This window comes from Pseudoalteromonas denitrificans DSM 6059, assembly GCF_900112265.1.
GTDB classification, from domain to species: domain Bacteria; phylum Pseudomonadota; class Gammaproteobacteria; order Enterobacterales; family Alteromonadaceae; genus Pseudoalteromonas; species Pseudoalteromonas denitrificans.
Genome location: NZ_FOLO01000003.1, coordinates 50,669 through 73,440, shown reverse-complemented (window position 1 = coordinate 73,440; position 22,772 = coordinate 50,669). Strand labels below are relative to the sequence as shown.

The following is a 22,772-nucleotide window of genomic DNA, read 5'->3' as shown; positions in this document are numbered from 1 at the left end:
AGTAATTGAGTATTTAAAAGGTTGCAATAACTGCTTTTAAATTGAGAATTATCAAAGAATTGAAATTATTATTTTGTTATATTATTTATCATAACTGAAATGAATATAATATTGATAAAACGCATGTATTTTTTTGATTTTAAAGCAACAACAGCAATTCAAAGACTATTTTTATTACGAACTATCGCAATTATTATTCAATTTACCACAGTACTTGCTGTTTATTTTATTATGTCGTTAAAAATTGCTTTACAGCCATTATTGATTGTAATAGGCGTTGAAACTTTATTTCATTTATTAAGCATTTTATATTTTAAAAAACGGATATCAACGCATATAGGGATTTTAATGCAGATATTAGCTGATGTGATGTTTTTAACCGTTTTAATGTCATATAGCGGTGGTGCGACAAATGCTTTTGTCTCATTGTTATTAATGCCTATCGTCATTGCTGCAGTGAGTTTACCAGCGAGATTATTATCTATTATTTCTGTTAGTGCGATTTTGGCCTATAGTGGTTTATTAATTAAAATGCCTGTACATAGCATGCATCAGATGGATATGAGCAATCATTTCATAGGCATGTGGGCAAATTTTTTATTATCAGTTATTGTTGTCACATTTGTTGTAGGTGCGATGGCAAAAGTGATAACAAGTAGAGAACGAGCCCTAGCTAAGCAAAGGGAAGAGCAATTAAGAAGTGAACAATTGCTTGCTTTAGGTGTTGCATCAGCACAAGTTACCCATCAATTAGCAACGCCATTGAGTAATTTACAATTACTATTTGATGAACTTATTGAAAATTATCCAAATGATCCTGCTGTAACCGCTATGAATTTTCCATTAAAGCAATGCTCCGAACAACTCGGCTATTTTCGCTCGTTAGCAACTTCAATACGTGAAAATAAAAAAGAGCTTTTATACATTGAAGAAATGTTATCTGGGCTCATCGATAGTACAAAATTAAACTTCCCACTGCTTGAACTTGATATTGTTAAAGATGGTAACTGTGAAATTGAGACGATTCAGATAGAGACAGATGCAATGTTTCTGCCCGCTTTATTAAACTTGATCCAAAACGGTGTTAAAGCAAATGAAAAAAACAATCAAAATAAATTGATCTTAAAGCTTTATTTAAATGATAATTCATTACATTTAGAATTGAGAGACTTTGGGCCTGGCCTTAAAACACAATCAGGTCTTTTAGGTGAGAAATTAGTAAAAAGTGACTCAGGTTTGGGCATGGCAATCTTGCTTTCAAATTCAACCTTTGAAAGGCTAGGCGGGGATTTAAAATTGTACAACCACCCAGAACAAGGCGCAATTGCACATGTCACTATATCTGTAAGAAAAACCTAGATATGGACGCTTTAAAATGAAGTTATTAATAATTGAAGACGATAAATCGCTGGCAGCAACCCTTAATCGAAGGTTTACAAAACACGGATTTAATTGTTTTGAAACGCATCAAGCAGATGAGGTTTTACATTCATGCTTACAGCTTAAACCAACGCACATACTACTAGATATGAAACTTATTGATGAAAGTAGCTTAAATTTAATTAAACCCATTAGAGCTGCTCTGCCAAAAGTGCGATTAGTCTTATTAACGGGTTTTGCAAGTATCACTACAGCGGTTGAAGCAATGCGTTTAGGTGCTGATGACTATTTAGCAAAGCCTGCAGATACTAAAATGATTCTAAAATCACTCACAGGAATAAATTCTAATAATGAAGCACATGAAATAGAAACGGATACTATGTCAACGGAACGTCTTGAGTGGGAACATATACAGCAAGTGCTTAATTGTAACGAGGGAAATGTTTCAGCTACAGCACGACAATTAGGCATGCATAGACGTACTTTACAACGTAAATTGCAAAAAAAACCTGTTTCAAAATAAAACAGGTTTTGTTGATGATAATTCGGTTTGATACATTAGTCTCGATTAAAATTGGTAATCCATTGCTAAATATACATTTCTACCCATAGCTGGAATACGCTGACCTTTCTCAATTTCACTGCCATTTGCTCGATTAATACCCGCTAAATGGTCACTGTATTCTTTATTTAATAAATTATTAACCCCGCCTCTGACAACAAGACCTGTTGTTAAAAAATAATCCAGCTGCCAATCAATCACAGCATAACCAGCACTTGTTTTTTCATTATTCAGTTCTGAGGTATGTGTTTGTTTATTATATGCATGCAATGCTAAGTTTGTTTGCCAGTTTGCGTGATGATAATTTATATTAATACGCGTATTTAAAGGCATTATACGATAAAGATCATCATTAATATCATCACGCTTTCCTCGTACATAACTGGCAATACCGGATAGTTTCATTTTATCGTTAATTTTATAATGCCAATTTAAATCTGCACCAAATAATTTTGCATTTATATTTGTAAATTCAAGTGGCATTTCATCACCCATCATCATATTTGCAACCATTTTTACGTGCATGCTTTTAGAAGGTGTGCCTTGAATATAATCATTCACTTTTTGGTAAAACAAGTGAGGCGCAATTGCAAAATGGTGTGCTTCATAATTATAACCTACATCTAATTGGTAAGCTGTTTCTGGCTCCAAGTTAATATTGCCAACATAGGTTTTACCATCAGCTAAACCTCCTGTCGCCTGCATAGGTAACCACAGATAGCGTTCTTGGTAGCTCGCAGCTCTTTGCTTAATTGCTATTGCATAATTCAATGAGGTATTGTCAGATAATACTTTCTGGCTATTTAAAGCAATATCATATGTGGTATCAGATACACTTTTATCAGATGAGTTGAATGCATCCTGTAGGGCCTTAACATGCATGCTCATCATTGCCATCGATGTTGCAACATTTTTGGCATCTGCTTTATTATTTTTGAGTCGGACCCCAAATGTATATGATGTTTCACCAATGCTCGGTTGCCATTGAGCATAAATGCTATTACGTTCATCTATTACCTTGTTGAAATTTAAAACATTAAACATCATATTATCAGGGTTTGTTATGTTTGAATTATGTTCAGAGTCGAATCCTTCAAACCCCAGAGTTAATTCATCTTGGATGTATTCAATTTTATAATCTAAGGTTTTTGCATCCGCGGTATTATATCTATGCTTTGCAAGTATGTTATTTTCCCGTTGACTAAAATTATCCATACCGTGAGTCGCATCTTGGTAACCAAACTGCCAGTTTAATTGCCAGTTTTCACTGTCATATTCACCATCATGGTTATATCTATCAGATTTAATATAATCTATATCCATCGGTAAGGCAGGAGTTCCTGAGTTTTTAGTTTCTGAATGATGCCAAGTTACACCTAAAGTGAAGCGGTTTATTGCATATCTTAAATCTGTGCCATGCTGTTTTTTATCATATTGAGTCGACTTTACTTCCGCTTCATTCGCACTTTCGTAATCATCACCTTTTTGATTACTTACATATGCTAATAGTGCTAAATTATTACCACTAAAATTTATATCTCCCGCTAAATTTGATGCATTATTGATATCATTATAACTTGTCGCAAGATCCCCTGTTATTTCAAATTCTTTATTTGGCAATGCACGTTTTAAGTTAACTTCAACTGAACCACCTAAAGTATCAATACCACTACTTATAGGTGCGATCCCTCGATATACAGCAACTGAATCAACCATTATTGGGTTAATATAAGTAAGTGGGGCATCCATAGCATTAGGACCAGCACTAATAATTTGATGACCACTGATACTTTTAGCGATACGATCACCATACATACCGCGATATTGTGCTATACCTGTAATTGGACCATTTTTATTTATATCAGCACCAGGTACCGTTTTTAGCCAATCAGCCACATCAGGCATGACTAAATTGCCTTCAGCTAAAGCTGTTTCTGAATGAGTCAATTTAGGTGCTTTTATTGTTATAACTTCTATAGCACTTAATTGTTGTTCATTAGCAAAAGCCATTTCACTGGTAATAGACAAAGCAAGAGAGATTGCAATAGAGAGAGTTTTAAATTTCATATAATAAACACCTTATAAATTTCATCTCTATATTTTCTAGGTAATTAATGTTTAGAACAAAGGGAGAATGCTAAAGTGCGGCATTATGTCGCACCTAATTTAATTTGTTGTTTTTAAATCATATTTTGCGTTTTTTTAGATTGATCTATATCATTAAACGCAATGAATGATTTGGATGAATTTTATGATATTTATAATGAACAGACTCATTATCAGTCTGATTTTAACGATGAGTTTTTCAGTATTAGCAATAGACTTAAAAGTTGGAGACTTAGCTCCTAACTTTAGATTACAGGCAACGACAGGTAAGTTTTATGAATTATCTGATTTTAAAAATAAAAAAACGATTGTTTTAGCTTGGTATCCAATGGCAAATACAAGAGGTTGTACCCTAGAATGTCTTTCCTTAGTCAAGCAAGGTCATTTGATCAGACAATACAAAGCCGCTTATTTTATGGCATCCGTTGATCCACTTGACGATAACCGTGACTTTGCTAAAAAAACAAAAGCTGATTTTCCTATGTTAAGTGATCCTACAAAAGAAATAGCAAAAGCATATGATGTACTTAACTTATTTCGTGTAGCCAGTAGAGTCACATTTTATATTGGAGAAAACGGAAAGATTTTAAAGATTGATGAAGATATAAACCCTAAAACCGCTGCAAAGGATATAGCTGACAATTTAAAAATTTTAAATATTGCTAAGAGTAAAACGAAGAAAAATGGCTAAACCCAATAAAAAAGGTCCAACTAAAACAGTAGATATTTTTTGCACTAAATGCAAGACACAATTATTTAAATACAGAAAAGGAGGCAAGGGCGCCTTAGTAAAGTGTTTTAAAGAAAGGATCAGTCAAGACTTCACTATAAAACGGTGTTTGTGCCCTAATTGTGGGCAGTCGTTTGCCAGAGAAACTTTGATCAAAGGTACACCCGCTTATAAAATAATTGGTGGAAAAGTATGGTTCAAATAAATAACAAAATGACTAAATTTATTAAAGCCGTAAATTTTATTGAGAAATTAGAAAAAGACAATCTTAACCTTACTTTTGATGAGTTACTTAATGTAAATATAGATTTAGCCACTAAAACTTAAGAAACGCTCAAATCAGTACCTTCTTCGATCACTTTATTTTCTAAACAAAAAATTCAATCTTTAGGTATTCACAATGCATATGACATCATCAATTTTGTATCTGTTTCCAGGTTGCGCGAGGTGATTGGGTAGGAGCCGTACCAAAAGAACATGCTAGAGGCGTATTTTTAGATAATGGATATATATTAATCATGATCAATGGAGAGAGGTTAAATGAAATATCATTTGGCAAAGCTTTAGTTTACACGCCATTTATACCCGCATCGATTGTTCAAAGAATTGAATTTATAAGAGGTCCTGGCTCTGCATTATATGGAAGTAATGCATTTTTAGGGGTAATGAATATACTTACCGAAGAAGAACAAAAAAATATAAAAGTCACAATCGGGAATAATAACCTATATCAATTGGCTTCGTCTTGGTATAAATCGTTAAGTGATACATTAAAAGTAAATATCAATTTAGCGCTTGATAGAGATAATGGCCAAGTATATTACGTTTCTTCTGATCAAATAGCGAAAGATCCTTTAAAATCAATTTTCTTTGAGTTCAAACTCAATTATAAAAACCTTAAACTCAGCACTCGATACAATAAAGTTAACTTAGATGAGTTTATTAATTTAAGTGGTTTTTCATCTAACAATCAACATGAAAGTCAAAATGCTTACCTGAGTGCACATTATCGCTGGTGGCAGGATAAAAGAAGCACTTTAAGTACAAAACTGTTATACGGTGAACATCAAATTTCATCTTCTGGTATGGTGATCCCTGATAATTTAGGGATAGTTGAGAATGAATTTTTAGTTGGTCCATTTTGGAAAACAAAAGAAATTAATCTTGATCATCAAATTAAACTGAATAAAACGTATACATTATCCAGCGACTTTGAATTAAGAAGAGCAAAACAATCTCAAGCAGGCATAAATACAAGCCATTTTGATTGGGGACTAACCTCTACTTTTTTATTTAATTCTTCCATAAATGAAAGTTATCAATATTTTTACACTAGCTACTTAAATTACAAGATGCATTATTATCAGCGTCGATTATTTGGAAAATTCAAAACAATTCAAGACTCAGTTTACATATTAATAATATTCCAGATAAAAATTACACAACTTTTGACTCAAGAGTACCTGATGGCAAAGTACCAGGAGCAGGCAAAAAAATAAGATTATCATGGTACTTTCAATTTGATTGATACAAGAGTAGCAACTAAATTGACTTAGATCACAAGCCTTGATAGTTTAAATCAAACTAGTCCGTCCAGTTTTGTTTAATAAAAAATAAAAAGTAAACTGTGATAGCAATTTTTAAGGTTTTGAATAATTTTAGTATCACCTTTTAAATTGGTATTTATTTGATTTAAACCGGGGAAAATATGCGTTTACATAATCCACATCAGCCAATTATTGAAGATATACAGCCCATGGCTCATCAAGTTATACTAAATAACAAATTCTCTGAATTGAAAAAAAGGTTTTTGAACGAACCTTATCCAGAAATTAACTGCAGAATTGATAGACTGAACTCACTTAAAAAAAGTTTATTGCGTTTTCAACCGGAGTTGGTCTCAGCCTTAAATCAAGACTATGGTTACAGAAGTGAATTTGATTCAGTTTTAGCCGATATTTTACCCACAATACAACACATTAAATATACGATTAAAAAATTACCTCATTGGGCTAAAAATGAACGTCGAAGTAGTGGTTTATTACTCGCCCCCTCAACAATAAAAGTACAATATCAACCGTTAGGACTTGTGGGCATTATTGTTCCGTGGAACTTTCCTATATTTTTAAGTTTAGGCCCGATAGCAACTGCAATTGCTGCAGGTAATAAAATCATGCTTAAATTAAGTGAATTCACACCTGAAACAAATAAAGTGATTATTGAAATACTCAAACCTTTAAGTGCAGATATTACTGTAATAGAAGGTGAAACTGATATTGCGCAGGCCTTTAGCAGCTTGCCTTTTGATCACCTTTTATTTACAGGTTCAACAGCTGTTGGAAAACATGTTATGCGTGCAGCTGCAGCGAATTTAACACCTGTGACTCTTGAATTAGGTGGGAAGTCACCAACGATTATTGCGCCAGACATGGACATTAAAACCGCAGTTTCACGTTTGATGATAGGTAAATGTCTCAATGCAGGGCAAATATGTGTCGCTCCAGATTATGTATTATTGCCCCAAGATAAAATTGATGATTTCATTAAGTGCTTCATATCAGAGTTTAATAAAATGTATCCTGAAGGGCTCGAAGACAAAAATTTCAGTTCAATCATTAATCAGGCTCAATTTTCTAGATTAAAACAATATCTTGAAGAGGCTCAGCTAAAAGGTGCAACAATATCTTCTGTAACACAAAATGCAATTAATGAAGATAAGCATAAAATGCTGATCCATTTGGTAACAGATGTCACTGATGATATGTTAATAATGAAAAATGAAATATTTGGGCCGTTGTTACCTATAATAGGGTATGACACTTTAAATGATGCCATTGCATATATAAATGATAGGGACCGTCCTTTAGCCCTATATTTAATGAGTTTTAACCAAAAAATTCAAAAAGAGATTTTAAAAAATACGCATAGTGGTGGAGTATGTATTAATGATACTTTAATGCATGTATCCGCAGATGATGCGCCTTTTGGAGGCATTGGCGCATCGGGTATGGGGCAATATCATGGTAAAGAGGGGTTTATTACTTTTTCAAAAGCTAAAACTGTGCTGACCAGCTATCGTTTTAGCCCAAGAAGTCGTTTGTTAAATTACAATAAAAAATTTATGAAAAGAGTCCTTTCTAAGTTATTCATTCGTTAAATACGTCTGTTACCTATGAATTTACCTTCTTGGATCTTGTAATACATCTCATCAGCTTTTTCCTTAGACAATTCAATTTGACTAGGAGAAAGTTTTTTTTCATCTAATTTTCGACTGTGACTTGCCTGTTTATTACCATTATATTCTGCAATTGTATTCCAGATATAAGACATTTCAATGCTTTTATCAACACCTAGACCTTCAAAATACATGAGTGCCAAGTTAAATTGAGCTAATGTATAATTTTGAGACGCTGCTTTTGTGTACCATTTCACAGCTGCGTGATAATTCCTTCTTGTTCCTTCACCGTTCGTATACATAACACCTAAATTATACTGTGCGGCAGCCATACCTTTATCTGCTGCAAGTGTAAATAAATCCAATGATTTAGGTAGATTTACTTTTACACCTTCACCTTCTTTATAAATAACGGCTAATGAAAAAATAGCATCAGGAAAGTCTTGGGCTGCGGCTTTTTGGTATAGTTCAATGGCTTTTTGCTGGTTTTTGGCAATACCTAAACCTCGAGAGTAAAGCTCGGCCAAATGATACATACCAGGAGCATAATCATGATCAACTAAATATTGAAATTCGCTTATTGCGGTTTGAAAATCGCCATTATTTGCAGCATTAATTCCTTTTTGTAAATCGGCAAATACAGATGTGCTGATAAGGCTTGTTGCAAAAATAGCATATTTCAATTGTTTAAATATCATATTGTTAGCCACTGTAATTTTAAAAGTTAAATTAATTCTAGCTTGCAAAGATCAGCAGATCCAGTTTTAATTGTTTCTAAGTATATTTTATAAACATAATATCAAAGCATTACTAAACTTTAAGACTGATTAACTAAACCATTATATTAAAATGCAGAATATTTTTGTGAGTCTTGACTGTGTGGTAACCAAATATTAGTGCCTGTTAAAGCAATATGATTTAAGTTTTGTTTTAGTACTTTGCTACCAACATTACGAGATGTTTCAGGCCGGCTGACTAAATAACCTTGCACACATTGGATATTTAGTTTTCTGACAAGTTCAAATTGTTCCGCACTTTCAACTCCTTCAGCGACTAGTTTTAAAGAGAGTTTATTACCTAACTCACTAATAGATTCTAATATTTTATTATATTTTGATTTTTCATTTGCCTGCTCTATAAATAGTCGATCAATTTTAATTACATCTATCGGTAGATCTGCTAATGTGCTTAATGAGCTAAAACCAGTACCAAAGTCATCAATAGCAATTTGTATACCTTCTTCTCTAAGTAATTCTAGCTGAGTTATTGTTTCTTTAGTTGCTTCAATAAAGCAAGACTCTGTTATTTCTAATAATAAAGATTTTGGTGGTAAACCTGTTTTATTTAATATATCCATTATCCAAGGATGTAATATTCTATGTTTTAGTTGAACACCTGAAACATTAATCGATATTCTTACTTTTTTCATACCAGCGTTATACCAAGCAGCCATTTGACGACAGGCTTCATGAATGATCCAATCGCCTAAAGGTAAAATTAAATTGGAATCTTCAGCAATAGGAATGAATTCAGACGGTGTAATTTCTCCTTCAACAGGATGATTCCAACGTACTAATGACTCAAAGTAATCTATGCTGCAATCTTCAACATGCACGATAGGTTGAAAGGAGAGTGTGAATGATTGATTTACTAACGCTAACCTCATTTCTTCAAGTAAATAATGGTGTCTGCGCATTTTATTGCCCATTTCTGGTGAGTAAATTCTGAAAATTCCTCTTCCATCAGTCTTAGCGCGATACATAGCAACATCTGCCATTTGTAGTAGCGCATAGGCATTAGCTGCGCTGTCGGGATAAATAGCGATACCAATGCTTGCTCCAATTTTGATTGTTTTATTTCCTAAAACAAAATCACGTTCAATTTCTTGAATAACTTGCTGTGCTACATTTATAGCGATTGCAGGATCCTGTGCATTTTCAATAAAAACTGAGAATTCGTCACCTCCTAATCGAGCCAAATTATGTTCAAGCAAAGTGGTAGGATCTTGACTGCTAAGTGATTGGCTCCTTACCGTTGTTCTGAGCCTTTCAGCGACCTGAATTAATATTTCATCACCAAAACTGTGACCAAAAGAGTCATTAACTTGCTTAAACCCATCTAAATCAATGAATAAAAGGCATTTTTTTGTATTGTTTTTCTCAGCGATTTTCAACTGTTCGCCTAAATGTTTTAAGTAAGCATGCCTATCGCACAAACCAGTGAGCTTATCTTGAAAAATACTAATGGAAGCACTCGCTGATATTGAGATATTTTCTCAATAATAAGACTAAGAGAAGTCTCTAACGATTCAACACAGTGTTGTTTCGTTTTATCAGGTTTTGATAGTTCAAATATATTTGATAATTGGTTAACTTGCAGATTAATATGATTTAAAGCTTTATTGTGCTGTTTTTTTTTTTGAAATTAAAATAAATCGGTAATAAAAAGAGGCTTGAAATTAATAATAAAAGTGGCAAGTTAATTAACAATATAATTTTACTCAAAATGTTTTTTATAGACATGACAAAATAACGACTATTTTCCACTTTAATTACAAAATAAGTATTATCATTTTTGTCTAATACAAGATTATTCAAAAACAAAACAGATAATAATGTGTTATTTGTTTCCTTTGCATCTTCAATTTTTATTTGTTCAAGTGACGAAGAGAAAAGATCTTGATGTAGGACTGAAATCGCCTGAGAAAAAGAAAGAATAAAAACAATATAGATTAATAACATACTGAAAAAAATAATAAAACTTAGTTTAAAAAATAAATTTTTTTTATCTTTCACTTTCACTCCTTTATCACTTTAAACAAGTATATTTGTTATTAAGCGTCAATGTTTTACTATGACAAAACATCACAAAACATCATCCAAGTATAGATGAAGCAAAGAAGGAAACAATTTAAATTCTATTACTTAAAATAAAAAATGGCATTGATCTTCAAGATAAGTATCCAGAGTCAGTGGTAATAATATTTTACTGTTCTATCTTTATCCTAAGTATTATAAATAAATGAAATGTATGGAAACTGGACCAGATGAGTTAGAAACAAAAGCGTATCTCGCACGACATCCTATTTTAACACAAGATTATCACTGTATCGGTTATGAGTTACTGTATCGCAACTCAAATAAAAACTCTTATCCGTTAAAAGTTACTGATGAACAGGCTTCCTTAGATTTATTTTTAGATAATTTGTCTCTTTATGGATTATCTCCATATGTTGGAGAGGCAATGGCATTTGTTAATTACTCAACTGCAGCACTTATGGCTGAGCTACCTGGATATTTAAGTGCAAAACAAACAATTATTGAAATAGTTGAACGTACGACTCCTTCAAAATCATTAGTTGAGCACGTTAAAATATTAAAACAAAAAGGTTTCAGGTTTGCATTAAGTGATTTTGATGGCAAAGAAAAGTGGTTACCTTTATTACCTGAACTTGATTTTATTAAGTTCAGCGCTACCTCGGGTGTAGATGAAACAATAGAACGATTTCATATGCTTAAATCATGTATTAATGCCAATACAAAAATTATTGTTGAAAAAGTAGAAGATTATAATACTTATAAGCAGCTCAAGCTTTCAGGTGTTGAGTATTTTCAAGGATATTTTTTTTCAAAACCTATGATGGTTTCTCATCAAACTTTAAGCCCTTCAAAACAAGTTTTAATTCAATTACTGGCTTTGTGTGCGAAACCTGATTTAGATTTTATTACAGCCAGTAAAATTGTAGGGCAAGATGTCGCTTTAACAACACGTTTATTACGCATGGTTAATAATGTCAGTCCTAATGTTAATACCCCAATCAATAGCTTACGACAGGCTTTAGTCTATTTGGGCGAATTACCCTTTAAAAAGTTAATTAGTATGTTTGTTTTATCCGAATTGACGGTGGATAAACCAAGTATATTATGTTGCCAAGGATTGCTCAGAGCAAAGCTCTGTGAATGTATCATGAAAAATTATGATACGAATAAAATTTTTCAAGCTTATTTAATTGGCTTACTTTCAATTTTGGATGCCGCCCTTGATACTGATTTTGAAAACCTTATATTAGAACTTAACCTAGATGAATCTTTTTCAGAAGCCTTATTATCAAAAACAGGTATATTAGGTGTAATATTAGATCTTGTTTTAGCCAATGAAAGAATGGACTTTTCACAAGTATCAATTGATTTTGAAGTGCTTGGACTTAGCGCCAAAACTTTTTTAATATGTTGCGAGGAAGCCATCCGTTTTGTTGAACAAATAAATAATTAAATTCATAATTATCATATATTAACGTTTATCCGTTCTATGTAAATAGACTTAATTTAAAAAGATGACAATTGAATTTTATCAGCTGATATTTAACGATAGAATAATATATTAAAATAAGTGATTTTGCATTCCAGTTAAGCTTTTATTAAAATATTCAACCATCAAAAGAATGCACGCTTGTATCTCTACAACTCCCTCCAAAACTTATATAGCAAAGGGTGAATACGATTTAAACCATAGCAATTTATTAGGACCATCAAATGAAAATTGAAGTATTAGAAGAACCAAAGATTGAGTTAATAACTTTTTTAGATGAAAAAATTGCAGAGTTTAATTGGCAAAACTGGGAAGTGAATGAAAGAAAACCCATTGCAGTACAAATAACCGACGAACACAATAAGGTTATTGCGGGGGCTGCAGGGCGTACATTTGGTCATTGGTTACAGCTAAGTACGCTTTGGGTTTCTGAATCGTTAAGAGGACTGGATTTGGGGAGTCAATTATTAACTAAGATAGAAGAAGCGGCTAAGAAAAGGGGATGTAATCGCTGTGTGCTTGATACATTGAATTTTCAAGCCATGCCTTTTTATAAGAAACACGGTTATGAAATCCAATGGACACAGGATGAATACCCTAAAACAGGATGTAAATATTACATGGTTAAATTATTTAAGTAACACAATGGATATCCAAGTGACATTTATGCACTTCAAACAATACTCTGACTTTCTATATTTAGAATGAAATAGTTTCATTATAAAATTTACAATAATAAAAATAATTTAACCCTTTTTTTTATTGCTAACGTTTATATCTATATCACCTTAAAGGATATAGTTATGAAAACACATTTTTCTAAATCAATTATAATTTCTTCGCTTGCTTTTACAGTGTTAGCGGGGTGTAGCCCACAAACAAAACAGCAAGATAAAAGTCATGATATAACTTTGAAATCGAAAAAAGAAGTATCACAAAAGCGCACAGTGAATGAAAAAGTGAATGATAGTTCACAACTGCAATCTAACGTTAAAACTGAAACGAAAATGATGGCTGGTCCAAAATCTAAGCTAATGAGAACAGTCGCTCCCACAGCTTTTAATTCATATATGCTAAAACCACCTCAATTTATACATCCTCAATCGCCTGTTGCATCTAATACCGAGAAATATTTAGATACACCAGAAAATGCTTTGAAATTTACAAATATCGAGCCTGTTTCAACTTTTTCAATTGATGTTGATACAGGCAGTTATTCAAATACGCGGCGCATGATTAACATGGGTAAATTACCGCCCTCAAATGCGGTTAGAGCAGAAGAATTTATTAATTACTTTGACTATAAATATCAAGCTCCCATTAGAATAGAAACTCCATTTAATATTTATACAGAACTTGCTCCTGCGCCTTGGGATGATAATAGACAGTTACTAAAAATAGGTCTTAAAGGCTTTGAAATTGAAAAATCAGCGCTTAAAGCCGCAAACTTAGTATTTTTATTAGATGTATCAGGTTCAATGAATTCTGAAAACAAATTACCATTATTAAAACGTAGTTTACTCATGCTAACAAAACAATTAGATGAAAATGATACTGTGTCTATTGTCGTTTATGCGGGAGCTGCTGGTGTGGTATTAAAACCAACAAAAGGGAATGATCACCATAGTATTTCACATGCCTTAAATCAGCTTCAGGCGGGAGGTGCAACAAATGGACAAAGTGGCATTGAACTCGCTTATTCGTTGGCAGAACAGAACTTTAAAAAGGAGGGCGTTAATAGGGTGGTTTTAGCGACTGATGGCGACTTTAATGTCGGACTTAACTCTATCAATGCACTAAAAGATCTTATAAAAAACAAAAGAAAATCAGGTATTGCCTTAACAACATTAGGTTTTGGTCGAGGCAACTATAACGATGCTTTAATGGAACAATTAGCAGATATTGGCAATGGTCATCATGCCTATATTGATAATATCAATGAAGCAAGAAAAGTATTAGTTGATGAAATTGCCTCAACAATGCAAATAATTGCTAAAGATGTAAAAATTCAGGTAGAGTTTAACCCAGACCAAGTTGCAGAATATAGACTCATTGGTTATCAAAACCGGCTTTTAAAACAAGAAGACTTTAATAATGATAAGGTTGATGCTGCAGAAATGGGGGCAGGTCACACAGTGACCGCTTTATATGAAATTACATTAACAGACTCTAAAAATAAACGAGTAGATGATTTACGATACCAAGACCAAAAGTTAAAAAAAGCTAAACTTAAAAGTAATGAATTGGCATTCATTAAATTAAGGTTTAAAAAACCAAATAGTGATACAAGTCAGTTACTCACTCATATCGTTAATCGCACTGATTTATTTCTTAATATCAAAGAGGCGAGCCTTAGTTTTGGTTTTTCAGCTGCCGTTGCAGGTTTCGCCCAATTATTAAAAGATGGAAAATACACAGCGAAGTTTACATATCAAGATGTGATAGAGCTTGCTAAGCTAAATAAAGGACAGGATGATTTTGGCTATCGTGCTGAATTTATTCAATTAGTGAGAACAGCCCAAGCGTTATAAATTGATAAGGATAATATGGCAAGCGATGAATTGTTAATGCTTGATTATAGTAAAGGCGATTTAAAGGCTTTTGAAGTGCTGTATACCAAGCACAAAGGGCCTTTATATCGTTACTTTATGCGTCAATGCACGGATAAAAGTAAAGTGGATGAATTATTTCAAGAAGTGTGGCATAAATTAATCAAGGCGAAAGAAAATTATCAACCACAAGCAAAATTTACAACTTGGCTTTACCATATTGCACATAATGTATTAATTGATGAGTATCGTAAGTTCAAAATTGTTGGAAGTGATAATAATGAAATTAATGAAATGCCAGCAGCGATTAATTTAGAATCTGACTTGGAAAATACTAAGTTAGCACAACAACTTAAACTATGTATAAAAAGTTTGCCCTCAGCTCAATTAGAGGCCTTTGTATTAAAGCAAGAAGCAGGGTTTGATTTACAGCAAATATCGCACATTGTAAATTGCGATAAAGAATCAACAAAAAGTCGCATAAGGTATGCTTATTCAAAATTGAAAATATGCCTTAATCGCTTTATAGGAGGGTATGATGAGTAAAATTACAAAACAACAGATAGATACCCTTTATAAAAACACTTCGAAAGAAATACCCAGCGAAAAAATTAATTCTGACATTTTGAATTTTGCAAAAAACGACTCTAAAACGAATAAATTTAAAAAGTATCAGTCTTGGTATATCCCTATATCAACAGCTGCATCGATTGTATTAGTTTCTTTATTATATATAAACGACAAAAACCCATATTTAGAGCATTCAACAGAATTTAACGAAAAAGATTTTAATAAAAAAAAGAAACATGTAGAACAAGAATTGATATTAGATTCTAGTGAACAAATTCAAACGTCAGATCAAAAACCTAAACTTCGAAAAAATAGTGCTGCACCAAGTGTTTATAAACTAGAAAATTCAGGACCAACCGCGCTTGGAACACAACAATTAAATAAAATTGATAAACTTATAAAACAAGGGAAACTGGAACAGGCAAAAATACAAATAAAGCGATTGATTTCTCAATACCCACAATCAAAACATACATTAGAAGATAAATATGCAGATTTATTAAAGAGTACTGATTAGGGCACCAATAAACGCTTTAGCTCTATATGTTCTTGAACCTTGAAGTCAGGTTAAGATGTATGTAGAATCCCGCCTGAGATAAAGGCAAGGTATTTGAAAAAATACTCACGCAAAGCTTCAGGTCTAACAATTTAATTAAATTTATGATGGCTGAGTTTCCTAGATATTAAACATAACTATTCGGTTTATGTTTCTCTGTGCCTTTTATATTTTAACTTCTAATATATATTTTTTGATGTGTTTAAGGTGTTTTATGTCAGGTTTGATCACAAGTCTAAGTTATGATGAAACAGAAAATTTAGTAATGGTAAACCTTTTTGGTAAGGCTAGTGTTACTGATATCATTGATACTTACAAAAAAATCACCTGTTTTGCAAAAGTTAATTCAAGCAATAAATTACTTGTTGATGTCAGTGAGCTTAAACGTTATTACCCTAGGGTTGAAGTTATAAATTTATTTATTCAAATAAAGGCACTTTTAGTAGGATTTAAAATGGCAAGAATAACGGGTATTGAAAGTTATCGTTATGACATTGTTTTACAAAAAGCAAAACGCTTTAATCTAGATGTTGAAAATTTTGATTGTACTAAAAAAGCAAAACACTGGTTGAATACTTTGACTTAAATTCATAAAATGGTGAGCCATAAAAAATAATAATGATAATATGATTTTAAGTTCAAAAAAACTGAAATGTGATTTCTCACCACTTCAAATTGATACAATAAAAGCTCAGCTAAAAACTAACTCAGGTATGTTACCTGAAAAGACTGTAGCGACTTTATTAGAACAACACCAAGTTACAATCGACATTCTACTAACCTGCTTGTTACCTTTAGCTGCTGATTTTGCGGTTGCGCCTATTTCGGAATTTAAGGTCGGGGCTATTGCACTTGGCGGTTCAGGTAATTTATATTTTGGTGCAAATTTAGAATTTGAAAATCAAGCATTGTCACTTGTTTTACATGGCGAGCAATCAGCTGTGAGTAATGCCTGGTTACAAGGCGAAGATAAGATCAAAAAAATAGCAATAAATGCAGCTCCTTGTGGATACTGTCGCCAGTTTATGAATGAATTAGCCTGTGTGAATGACTTAGAAATATTGTTGGACAACACACTATTTAACTTTAAAGCGTTTTTGCCTATGTCGTTTGGTCCTGAAGATTTAGGTAATAACTTAGGTTTGCTATCAAAACATAGTCATGGCATATCCATGAATGATTCACAAACGGTATCAGCTGAACTGCTTCTGCATTTAAATGCGTCTTATGTACCATATAGCCATAATTTTTCAGCGTGTGAAATAAAAACGAACGATGGCCAAGTATTTTATGGCCGCTATGCTGAAAATGCAGCATATAGTCCAAGCTTATCACCTTTACAGGCTGCTATTAGCCAATTGATTTTGTCTGGAAGAGAATTTAATTTTGAAACAATTAAATTAGTAACCTTAGTTGAAACAGCTAAAATACAAAATCAAATAAGTGTTACAACAGCGGTACTTCAAAGTTATGACTTTCAAGTACCGTTCAATCATATTTTAATTGACCAGTAAGTTACTCAGCTAAAGTTTTAGCTGCTGCAAGTACAACGGCAACACTTTTTGCTTCGATTTCCCCATGATCTACATTGGGGATTTCCTGGCGTGTACGGTTAACTAATACACCAGCAACACAAGCTGCTTTTAATCCCAGAGCTGCACACATAGTAAATAAAGTAGCAGACTCCATTTCATAATTCATAACACCCAATTTTTGCCATTCAACAAAACTGCCTTGAAATGAATTTGTAACATAGCCCGAATAAGTATCATAACGTTCTTGTCCAGGATAAAAAGTATCCGATGAAGCTGTGATCCCTAAATGATAAGGCATTTCTAGTGATTCACATGCATCTACCATAGCCTTAGTTGCAAAAAAATCGGCTACAGCAGGGTATGTTATCGGTGCAAAATGCTGACTTGCACCATCTAATCTGACCGATGCATGCGTGATCAGTACATCACCTTCATTGATATTTGGCTGTATTGCACCTGTTGTTCCAATACGTAAAAAAGTACGTATACCTAATTGTGCTAATTCTTCAACAGCGATAGAGGTAGAAGGCCCGCCTATACCTGTTGAACATACAACAACAGGTTTTTCGTTTAAAAAACCTAAATAGACATGATATTCACGGGTTTGAGCTAAGCAAGTTACTTGCGTCATATGTGAAGCTATACGCTCGGCTCTTGCTGGATCACCTGGTACAATGGCCAGTTTTGCACCTTTAAGATCATCAACATTTAAACCTAAATGAAATACGGTTTTCATTTTATATCCTTAACAATTAAGAACTGCTTTTAAATAACTATATAGCAGATTATTATTTTATATATAATAGTAGGATAATTGGATTAAATTTTTATGGGGAGGACTTGTGTCCTGTTAGTGAAGGAATTAACTTTAATTGATGTTAAGCAACGATTGGTTCTAAATTTGAAATTTGAATAAGTTTATTATTTAATATTTTTTTTGTGCATTGGCAACATTTTCCACATTGATTACCCACATTTAATTCTGTTGATAGTTGTTTCATTGTATGAGCACCATTATCAATCGCATTTTCAATTTTTTTTGTGGTCACACCGTGACAAATACAAACATACATAGTTAAACTAACTCATTATCATTTAGACGTGCTAATTTTAATCTAAATGATAATGATTATCAAATTTTATTTTTATATTTTTGGATGAAAATAAAACAACGTTTTTTTGAATCTAAGTTCAAGTTTATTTATATTATAAATAATAATAAAGTTAAAAGCTTATATGACTTATCTGTTTTACGACTCCTGTATTTTCAAAAATTGCCAGCGATTATTTATGATAACAAAAAGCAACTTCTTTGAATGAGTATTAAACGCCATGGAAAATCTATTACTAACAATTATTCTGCTGTAAAACCCTTTATAATTATGTTTATCCATTCTCAATTGTTAGTTTAAACATTTCTCTTTGGCGTTTTGTTTTTAATTAATGATAAACATAAATTTGCCTGTTGAACAAACAATGTAAATGCCATGAAATCATCTTCAAGTAAGATATTATTGTCTTCTTTATTTTTTTTATCTGAATAAAAAAGACCTATGCATTGTTGATCCCATAAAAGCGGTGCAATAAAAAAACCTGACTTTGAAACGATACTTTTAATATTAGCGTTAAGGTAATCGGCATATTTTTCATCGTTATGTCCTGATACCCAAATTGGTTCCTGATATTTTAATACATGGCTAAAAATATTATCCAAACCTGTTAGTGTTAAAGTAAAATCACTTTTTGCTTGGGCTGCATTTTTTGATGAAATAAATCTTGGTTCAATTTTTTTACAGTTTTTAAGGCGTAACAACACCATAGCACGATTCATTTTTATACCTCGGTATATTCCTTCTAAAGTGGTTTGGATCACCATATTAAAATCTGCGTTATCATTAGGTAAAAAAGCAAGCTCTCGTAATATTTTTAATTGCAATGCTTCTGTGGAAACCTCTTTTTCAGTATCATATTTGAAATCATATTCATTATTGGATGCATGGTGTATAAATTTAGTTAAAATACTTGCGCCGTATGAGTGAAGAAGTGTGATGGTATTTTCAGAACATGCTTGAATTTTATTTTCAGCAATAATTGTTGGTATTCCCATTGTATTTGCAATCTTAGATTTAAGTTTATTAAGTGCTACGCTTGAGTGTTTTGGATCTGCAAGTAAAGCGCTCAATTGAACAGCAAAATTAATTGATTGTATTTCAGGAGTTCTAAGTTGTGGCTCAACTAATGAATTTATTAAAATATCGCCTAAATTCCAATTTCGCGCTAAACCTAAACTCATATCTTCAAATGAAATCCCCAGTTCACTTGAAACTATTAGGTCAATTTGCTTTTTATCGTCAATATTTTGTAAAACTTCATCTAATTTCTCAGTAATTTCACCGCCTATGCTCCAAAAAGCACTTTCACCTAACCGATTTAAGAGTGCTGCAATAAATGTTTGTTCTTGTATCTCTTTATCATATTTCGATACCATCATTTTTGCCAACATGCCCGCATGAAATGACTGCGCCATAAGTTTAACTAACCGAGTATAGACCTGTGTGGTCAAATTTTTATTTTTAAGCAGACTGCTTAATAACTTTGATGTAATGCAAATATTTTTCATCGTAGATAAGCCTAATACAACAGCGGCTCTACTCACGGTAGTAACCGGATTTCGGCTCATATGTACACTGCTGTTTGCAACTTTAAGGACCGAGGAAGTTAATGCGTGATCATGCAATACAGCTTGACCTAATTTAGCCAAAGAAGCCGTATCGTCTTTAGCTAAGTTTTCAAGCTCCCTTACTGTTGAAGCTAATGCAGGCATTTCTTGTTGTGTTATTTTTTCTACCCAAAAGATACTTTTGTTGGTTGATTTTTTATCCAAGCTTAATATCTCCTATGGCGATAAGTCTTCATAAAATATAGCAAAAAAAAACACTATGTCTGCATTATAAAATACGCTTTATTCATTTTTGGTTTAACAATTTTAAAATAATTATATTTTTTAAGTTTCTCTTAAGTTTCAGAGCATAAATTTAAGTTAAGCAACAAACGAGGTACTTAAAAATGAATCAAATGAACATATCAAATATGCAAAATAGAAATAAAGTGCATATGAGTGCAAAACAAAGAAGAGTCAATTTAAATATGTGCTTTGATGATAACAGTGAATTAAGAGCACAATTACAATCTTTTATCACGGAAGGCTTTGAAAAAGCATTTGATGCCCATGTATCTAGTTTCTTGCCTTTATTAATTCAACTTGGAGACTCTAAACCTCGTGCTACTTTGGGTCTTCGCAGCGCACGTAGTGCTTTATTTATTGAGCAATATTTAAATGCACCTATTGAAAAATTAATTTTAAGCTCTAAGCCTGTTTTAAGAAACGAAATTGCAGAATTAGGTAACTTATATTCAAGTAATCGACGATTTACTGTTCCATTATTTATGACTATGGCTGTTTCATTATTTTTAGCCGATTTTAAATATCTCACTTTTAGCGGAACAGACCAAGTTCGAACATTATTAACAAAATTAGATGTGTCATTTGTTGAATTAAAAGACGCCAAGCAAGATGCCTTAAAAGAGGGCATGAATGATTGGGGGGATTATTACCTTCACGCACCTAAAATTTGTGTCTTAAAACTATCTAATATCATGGCATTAATAAACTCAAAACCTGAACACCAAAAACAAATGGCTGAGCTTGCTTTTGAGATCAGTGCATTAACTAAGGAGTTAAAAAAATTATGAGTTTATTAAACAAAATTAAAGGGGCAAAAAAAACAACGGCCTTAAGTAATGGACAAATAAATGTTTCATACGAAGAATTAATACGACAAGTTTCTAAACGAACGGCATTTTTAAGTAGCCTGAATGTTAAAGTGATTGCAATATCTTTAGATAACTCTATTGATTGGATATTATTCGATTTAGCAGCGCAAGAATTAAATTTAAAATGCATTCCTTTGCCTGTATTTTTTACTTCGACTCAGCTTGGACATGTTGTTAATTCTGCGGATGTCGAGTTAATTATTAGTTTAAATAAAGAACTTGCCTTAAACGCAGATACAGGCAATGTTGATTTTATTTCTGATTTTGAAACAACACCTTTATTTGCCCATATGTTAAGTACATCAGGTAATGCACAATATCCACAAAAAACACAAAAGGTCACTTTTACATCGGGGTCAACTGGAGCGCCAAAAGGTGTGTGTTTAAGTACAGAAAATCAAGTTTTAGTTGCTAACTCTTTAAAACAAAGCATAGGTTTAGAAGCACCAAAACATTTATGTTTACTGCCTCTGCCTGTATTACTTGAGAATATAGCCGGAGTATATGCTCCTTTATTAGCATCTGGTGAAGTCGTCGTACTGACTCAAGACAAACTAGGCTTTAGTGGCAGTCAGTTAGTTGACCCAAATACATTTTTATCAGCCATAACACAACACCAGCCAAACAGCTTAATTTGCGTTCCAGAATTACTCATTTTATTAGTTCAAGCAGCAAGTTCAGGATGGGAAATTCCCAAATCGCTTAAATTTATTGCTGTGGGTGGTGCACATGTTGCGCCTGAATTACTAAAGCAAGCTCAATATTTAGGACTGCCAGTATATCAAGGTTATGGCTTATCCGAATGTGCTTCAGTTGTGTGCCTAAATACACCTAGTAAGCATGATATTGAAACTGCGGGAACCATACTAAATCACCTGAATTGTGAATTAGAAAATGGTGAACTCGTGATAAAAGGAAATTGTCACTTAGGTTATTTAAATCAAAAAGATACTTGGTATGCCAAATCTATCAAAACAGGTGATATTGCCAGCATTGTTAACAATAAACTTGTCATTAAAGGCAGAAAGAAGAATGTATTAATCTCAAGTTTTGGTCGAAATATCAACCCTGAATGGCCGGAGGCTTTACTATTATCCTCGGGATTATTAGAGCAATGTGTTGTTTTTGGTGACAACAAACCTTTTTGCTGTGCGCTAATTGTTGTAAATAAAAATGTTAGTAAAGGTAAAGTGAGTTCATTATTTAACAGAGTCAACTTTCAACTTCCTGATTACGCAAAAATAAAGCAATGGCATATTTTAGATGAAACAATGTCACCAAAAGATGGACTCTTTACTCAAAATAACAGACCAAAACGAATGACTATTTATTCACGCTTTGAACGCGAAATAAATGCATTATATACCTCACAGAAGGATGTAACACTTTACGCAAACTTAATGGCTTAGAGCTCATTATTTTGACTTCAAATCAATTGTTAAAACAAAGAAGACAGGAATTATTATT

Annotated in this window: 22 protein-coding genes, 1 pseudogene and 1 riboswitch; of the genes and pseudogenes, 16 read left to right on the top strand and 7 right to left on the bottom strand. The window is 32.7% G+C overall.

The genetic code is table 11. The features are described 5' to 3' along the window. Window positions 1–99: 99 nt before the first annotated feature. Both BM088_RS03010 and BM088_RS03005 read left to right on the top strand, forming a co-directional pair. Window positions 100–1,359, top strand: a complete 1,260-nt coding sequence (locus tag BM088_RS03010; protein WP_245763742.1) for an ATP-binding protein — start codon at window positions 100–102, stop codon at window positions 1,357–1,359. A 16-nt stretch (window positions 1,360–1,375) separates the two neighbouring features. After that, window positions 1,376–1,903, top strand: a complete 528-nt coding sequence (locus tag BM088_RS03005) for a response regulator transcription factor (protein ID WP_091979797.1) — start codon at window positions 1,376–1,378, stop codon at window positions 1,901–1,903. Between the two features lie 45 nt (window positions 1,904–1,948). On the opposite strand, the gene BM088_RS03000 is transcribed toward BM088_RS03005, so the two are convergent. Beyond that, window positions 1,949–4,009: a TonB-dependent receptor gene (locus tag BM088_RS03000; protein ID WP_091979795.1), complete on the bottom strand. Its 2,061-nt coding sequence runs from the start codon at window positions 4,007–4,009 to the stop codon at window positions 1,949–1,951. A gap of 184 nt (window positions 4,010–4,193) precedes the next feature. Here BM088_RS03000 and BM088_RS02995 point away from each other — a divergent pair, with 184 nt between their 5' ends. The 5 genes from BM088_RS02995 (at window position 4,194) to BM088_RS02980 (ending at window position 7,935) form a co-directional block, all read left to right on the top strand. Beyond that, window positions 4,194–4,739 (top strand): peroxiredoxin family protein, encoded by a 546-nt coding sequence (locus BM088_RS02995; protein WP_091980052.1) that lies wholly within the window; start codon window positions 4,194–4,196, stop codon window positions 4,737–4,739. Then, window positions 4,732–4,983, top strand: coding sequence for a hypothetical protein (locus tag BM088_RS27645; protein ID WP_091979793.1), 252 nt, complete (start codon window positions 4,732–4,734; stop codon window positions 4,981–4,983). Before BM088_RS02995 ends, BM088_RS27645 begins: the two co-directional genes overlap by 8 nt. Then, entirely contained in the window at window positions 4,971–5,105 is a 135-nt protein-coding gene (locus BM088_RS27875) for a hypothetical protein (RefSeq protein ID WP_281247132.1), read from the top strand. Before BM088_RS27645 ends, BM088_RS27875 begins: the two co-directional genes overlap by 13 nt. Before the next feature lie 98 nt (window positions 5,106–5,203). Then, window positions 5,204–6,277: a TonB-dependent receptor plug domain-containing protein gene (locus BM088_RS02985; RefSeq protein ID WP_342742226.1), complete on the top strand. Its 1,074-nt coding sequence runs from the start codon at window positions 5,204–5,206 to the stop codon at window positions 6,275–6,277. 257 nt (window positions 6,278–6,534) lie between these two features. Beyond that, window positions 6,535–7,935: a coniferyl aldehyde dehydrogenase gene (locus tag BM088_RS02980; protein ID WP_091980050.1), complete on the top strand. Its 1,401-nt coding sequence runs from the start codon at window positions 6,535–6,537 to the stop codon at window positions 7,933–7,935. On the opposite strand, the gene BM088_RS02975 is transcribed toward BM088_RS02980, so the two are convergent. The 3 genes and pseudogenes from BM088_RS02975 to BM088_RS02965 form a co-directional block, all read right to left on the bottom strand. Beyond that, complete coding sequence (locus tag BM088_RS02975) at window positions 7,932–8,651, bottom strand: tetratricopeptide repeat protein (protein ID WP_091980048.1); 720 nt, start codon at window positions 8,649–8,651, stop codon at window positions 7,932–7,934. The two genes, BM088_RS02980 and BM088_RS02975, sit on opposite strands and share 4 nt — an antisense overlap. 146 nt (window positions 8,652–8,797) lie before the next feature. Continuing rightward, window positions 8,798–10,192, bottom strand: a pseudogene (locus BM088_RS02970) (putative bifunctional diguanylate cyclase/phosphodiesterase); the annotation flags it as partial. Window positions 10,193–10,343: 151 nt separating this feature from the next. Further along, window positions 10,344–10,748, bottom strand: a complete 405-nt coding sequence (locus BM088_RS02965) for a hypothetical protein (RefSeq protein ID WP_091979788.1) — start codon at window positions 10,746–10,748, stop codon at window positions 10,344–10,346. Between the two features lie 235 nt (window positions 10,749–10,983). On the opposite strand from BM088_RS02965, the gene BM088_RS02960 reads away from it, so the two are divergent. The 7 genes from BM088_RS02960 (at window position 10,984) to cdd (ending at window position 17,450) form a co-directional block, all read left to right on the top strand. Next, the gene (locus BM088_RS02960; RefSeq protein WP_177207935.1) at window positions 10,984–12,225 is read left to right on the top strand and encodes an EAL and HDOD domain-containing protein; all 1,242 of its coding nucleotides are present in this window, start codon (window positions 10,984–10,986) and stop codon (window positions 12,223–12,225) included. Between the two features lie 260 nt (window positions 12,226–12,485). After that, window positions 12,486–12,902 (top strand): GNAT family N-acetyltransferase, encoded by a 417-nt coding sequence (locus BM088_RS02955; protein WP_091979784.1) that lies wholly within the window; start codon window positions 12,486–12,488, stop codon window positions 12,900–12,902. 162 nt (window positions 12,903–13,064) lie between these two features. Further along, window positions 13,065–14,792, top strand: coding sequence for a vWA domain-containing protein (locus BM088_RS02950; RefSeq protein ID WP_091979782.1), 1,728 nt, complete (start codon window positions 13,065–13,067; stop codon window positions 14,790–14,792). A gap of 15 nt (window positions 14,793–14,807) precedes the next feature. Further along, window positions 14,808–15,356 (top strand): sigma-70 family RNA polymerase sigma factor, encoded by a 549-nt coding sequence (locus BM088_RS02945; protein ID WP_091979780.1) that lies wholly within the window; start codon window positions 14,808–14,810, stop codon window positions 15,354–15,356. Then, window positions 15,349–15,897, top strand: a complete 549-nt coding sequence (locus tag BM088_RS02940) for a hypothetical protein (RefSeq protein WP_091979778.1) — start codon at window positions 15,349–15,351, stop codon at window positions 15,895–15,897. The genes BM088_RS02945 and BM088_RS02940 overlap by 8 nt, the downstream gene beginning before the upstream one ends. A 73-nt stretch (window positions 15,898–15,970) precedes the next feature. After that, window positions 15,971–16,060: riboswitch (cyclic di-GMP riboswitch) on the top strand. A gap of 90 nt (window positions 16,061–16,150) precedes the next feature. Then, a complete protein-coding gene (locus BM088_RS02935; RefSeq protein ID WP_091979776.1) occupies window positions 16,151–16,522 on the top strand; it encodes a hypothetical protein in 372 nt (123 codons plus the stop codon). Between the two features lie 40 nt (window positions 16,523–16,562). Further along, window positions 16,563–17,450: a cytidine deaminase gene (gene cdd, locus BM088_RS02930; protein ID WP_091979774.1), complete on the top strand. Its 888-nt coding sequence runs from the start codon at window positions 16,563–16,565 to the stop codon at window positions 17,448–17,450. A gap of 1 nt (window position 17,451) precedes the next feature. Here cdd and udp read toward each other — a convergent pair whose 3' ends face one another. From udp to BM088_RS02915, 3 genes are all read right to left on the bottom strand, one after another. Next, window positions 17,452–18,207: a uridine phosphorylase gene (udp, locus tag BM088_RS02925; RefSeq protein ID WP_091979772.1), complete on the bottom strand. Its 756-nt coding sequence runs from the start codon at window positions 18,205–18,207 to the stop codon at window positions 17,452–17,454. Between the two features lie 142 nt (window positions 18,208–18,349). Continuing rightward, the gene (locus BM088_RS02920; protein ID WP_091979770.1) at window positions 18,350–18,544 is read right to left on the bottom strand and encodes a (2Fe-2S)-binding protein; all 195 of its coding nucleotides are present in this window, start codon (window positions 18,542–18,544) and stop codon (window positions 18,350–18,352) included. 335 nt (window positions 18,545–18,879) lie between these two features. Then, window positions 18,880–20,355, bottom strand: a complete 1,476-nt coding sequence (locus BM088_RS02915) for an HDOD domain-containing protein (protein WP_091979768.1) — start codon at window positions 20,353–20,355, stop codon at window positions 18,880–18,882. A 182-nt stretch (window positions 20,356–20,537) separates the two neighbouring features. On the opposite strand from BM088_RS02915, the gene BM088_RS02910 reads away from it, so the two are divergent. Beyond that, window positions 20,538–21,224, top strand: coding sequence for a thermostable hemolysin (locus BM088_RS02910; RefSeq protein WP_091979766.1), 687 nt, complete (start codon window positions 20,538–20,540; stop codon window positions 21,222–21,224). Beyond that, a complete protein-coding gene (locus BM088_RS02905; protein ID WP_091979764.1) occupies window positions 21,221–22,714 on the top strand; it encodes an AMP-binding protein in 1,494 nt (497 codons plus the stop codon). Before BM088_RS02910 ends, BM088_RS02905 begins: the two co-directional genes overlap by 4 nt. Window positions 22,715–22,772 lie beyond the last annotated feature (58 nt).

What these genes read in the sequence shown, in the direction of transcription:
- udp (WP_091979772.1), bottom strand. Translation starts at nt 18,207, where the DNA reads ATGAAAACCGTATTTCATTTAGGTTTAAATGTTGATGATCTTAAAGGT.
- BM088_RS03010 (WP_245763742.1), top strand. Translation starts at nt 100, where the DNA reads ATGAATATAATATTGATAAAACGCATGTATTTTTTTGATTTTAAAGCA.
- BM088_RS27645 (WP_091979793.1), top strand. Translation starts at nt 4,732, where the DNA reads ATGGCTAAACCCAATAAAAAAGGTCCAACTAAAACAGTAGATATTTTT.
- BM088_RS02920 (WP_091979770.1), bottom strand. Translation starts at nt 18,544, where the DNA reads ATGTATGTTTGTATTTGTCACGGTGTGACCACAAAAAAAATTGAAAAT.
- BM088_RS27875 (WP_281247132.1), top strand. Translation starts at nt 4,971, where the DNA reads ATGGTTCAAATAAATAACAAAATGACTAAATTTATTAAAGCCGTAAAT.
- BM088_RS02960 (WP_177207935.1), top strand. Translation starts at nt 10,984, where the DNA reads ATGGAAACTGGACCAGATGAGTTAGAAACAAAAGCGTATCTCGCACGA.
- BM088_RS03005 (WP_091979797.1), top strand. Translation starts at nt 1,376, where the DNA reads ATGAAGTTATTAATAATTGAAGACGATAAATCGCTGGCAGCAACCCTT.
- BM088_RS02980 (WP_091980050.1), top strand. Translation starts at nt 6,535, where the DNA reads ATGGCTCATCAAGTTATACTAAATAACAAATTCTCTGAATTGAAAAAA.
- BM088_RS02955 (WP_091979784.1), top strand. Translation starts at nt 12,486, where the DNA reads ATGAAAATTGAAGTATTAGAAGAACCAAAGATTGAGTTAATAACTTTT.
- BM088_RS02940 (WP_091979778.1), top strand. Translation starts at nt 15,349, where the DNA reads ATGAGTAAAATTACAAAACAACAGATAGATACCCTTTATAAAAACACT.
- BM088_RS02975 (WP_091980048.1), bottom strand. Translation starts at nt 8,651, where the DNA reads ATGATATTTAAACAATTGAAATATGCTATTTTTGCAACAAGCCTTATC.
- BM088_RS02995 (WP_091980052.1), top strand. Translation starts at nt 4,194, where the DNA reads ATGATATTTATAATGAACAGACTCATTATCAGTCTGATTTTAACGATG.
- BM088_RS02910 (WP_091979766.1), top strand. Translation starts at nt 20,538, where the DNA reads ATGAATCAAATGAACATATCAAATATGCAAAATAGAAATAAAGTGCAT.
- cdd (WP_091979774.1), top strand. Translation starts at nt 16,563, where the DNA reads ATGATTTTAAGTTCAAAAAAACTGAAATGTGATTTCTCACCACTTCAA.
- BM088_RS02950 (WP_091979782.1), top strand. Translation starts at nt 13,065, where the DNA reads ATGAAAACACATTTTTCTAAATCAATTATAATTTCTTCGCTTGCTTTT.
- BM088_RS02905 (WP_091979764.1), top strand. Translation starts at nt 21,221, where the DNA reads ATGAGTTTATTAAACAAAATTAAAGGGGCAAAAAAAACAACGGCCTTA.
- BM088_RS02945 (WP_091979780.1), top strand. Translation starts at nt 14,808, where the DNA reads ATGGCAAGCGATGAATTGTTAATGCTTGATTATAGTAAAGGCGATTTA.
- BM088_RS03000 (WP_091979795.1), bottom strand. Translation starts at nt 4,009, where the DNA reads ATGAAATTTAAAACTCTCTCTATTGCAATCTCTCTTGCTTTGTCTATT.
- BM088_RS02935 (WP_091979776.1), top strand. Translation starts at nt 16,151, where the DNA reads ATGTCAGGTTTGATCACAAGTCTAAGTTATGATGAAACAGAAAATTTA.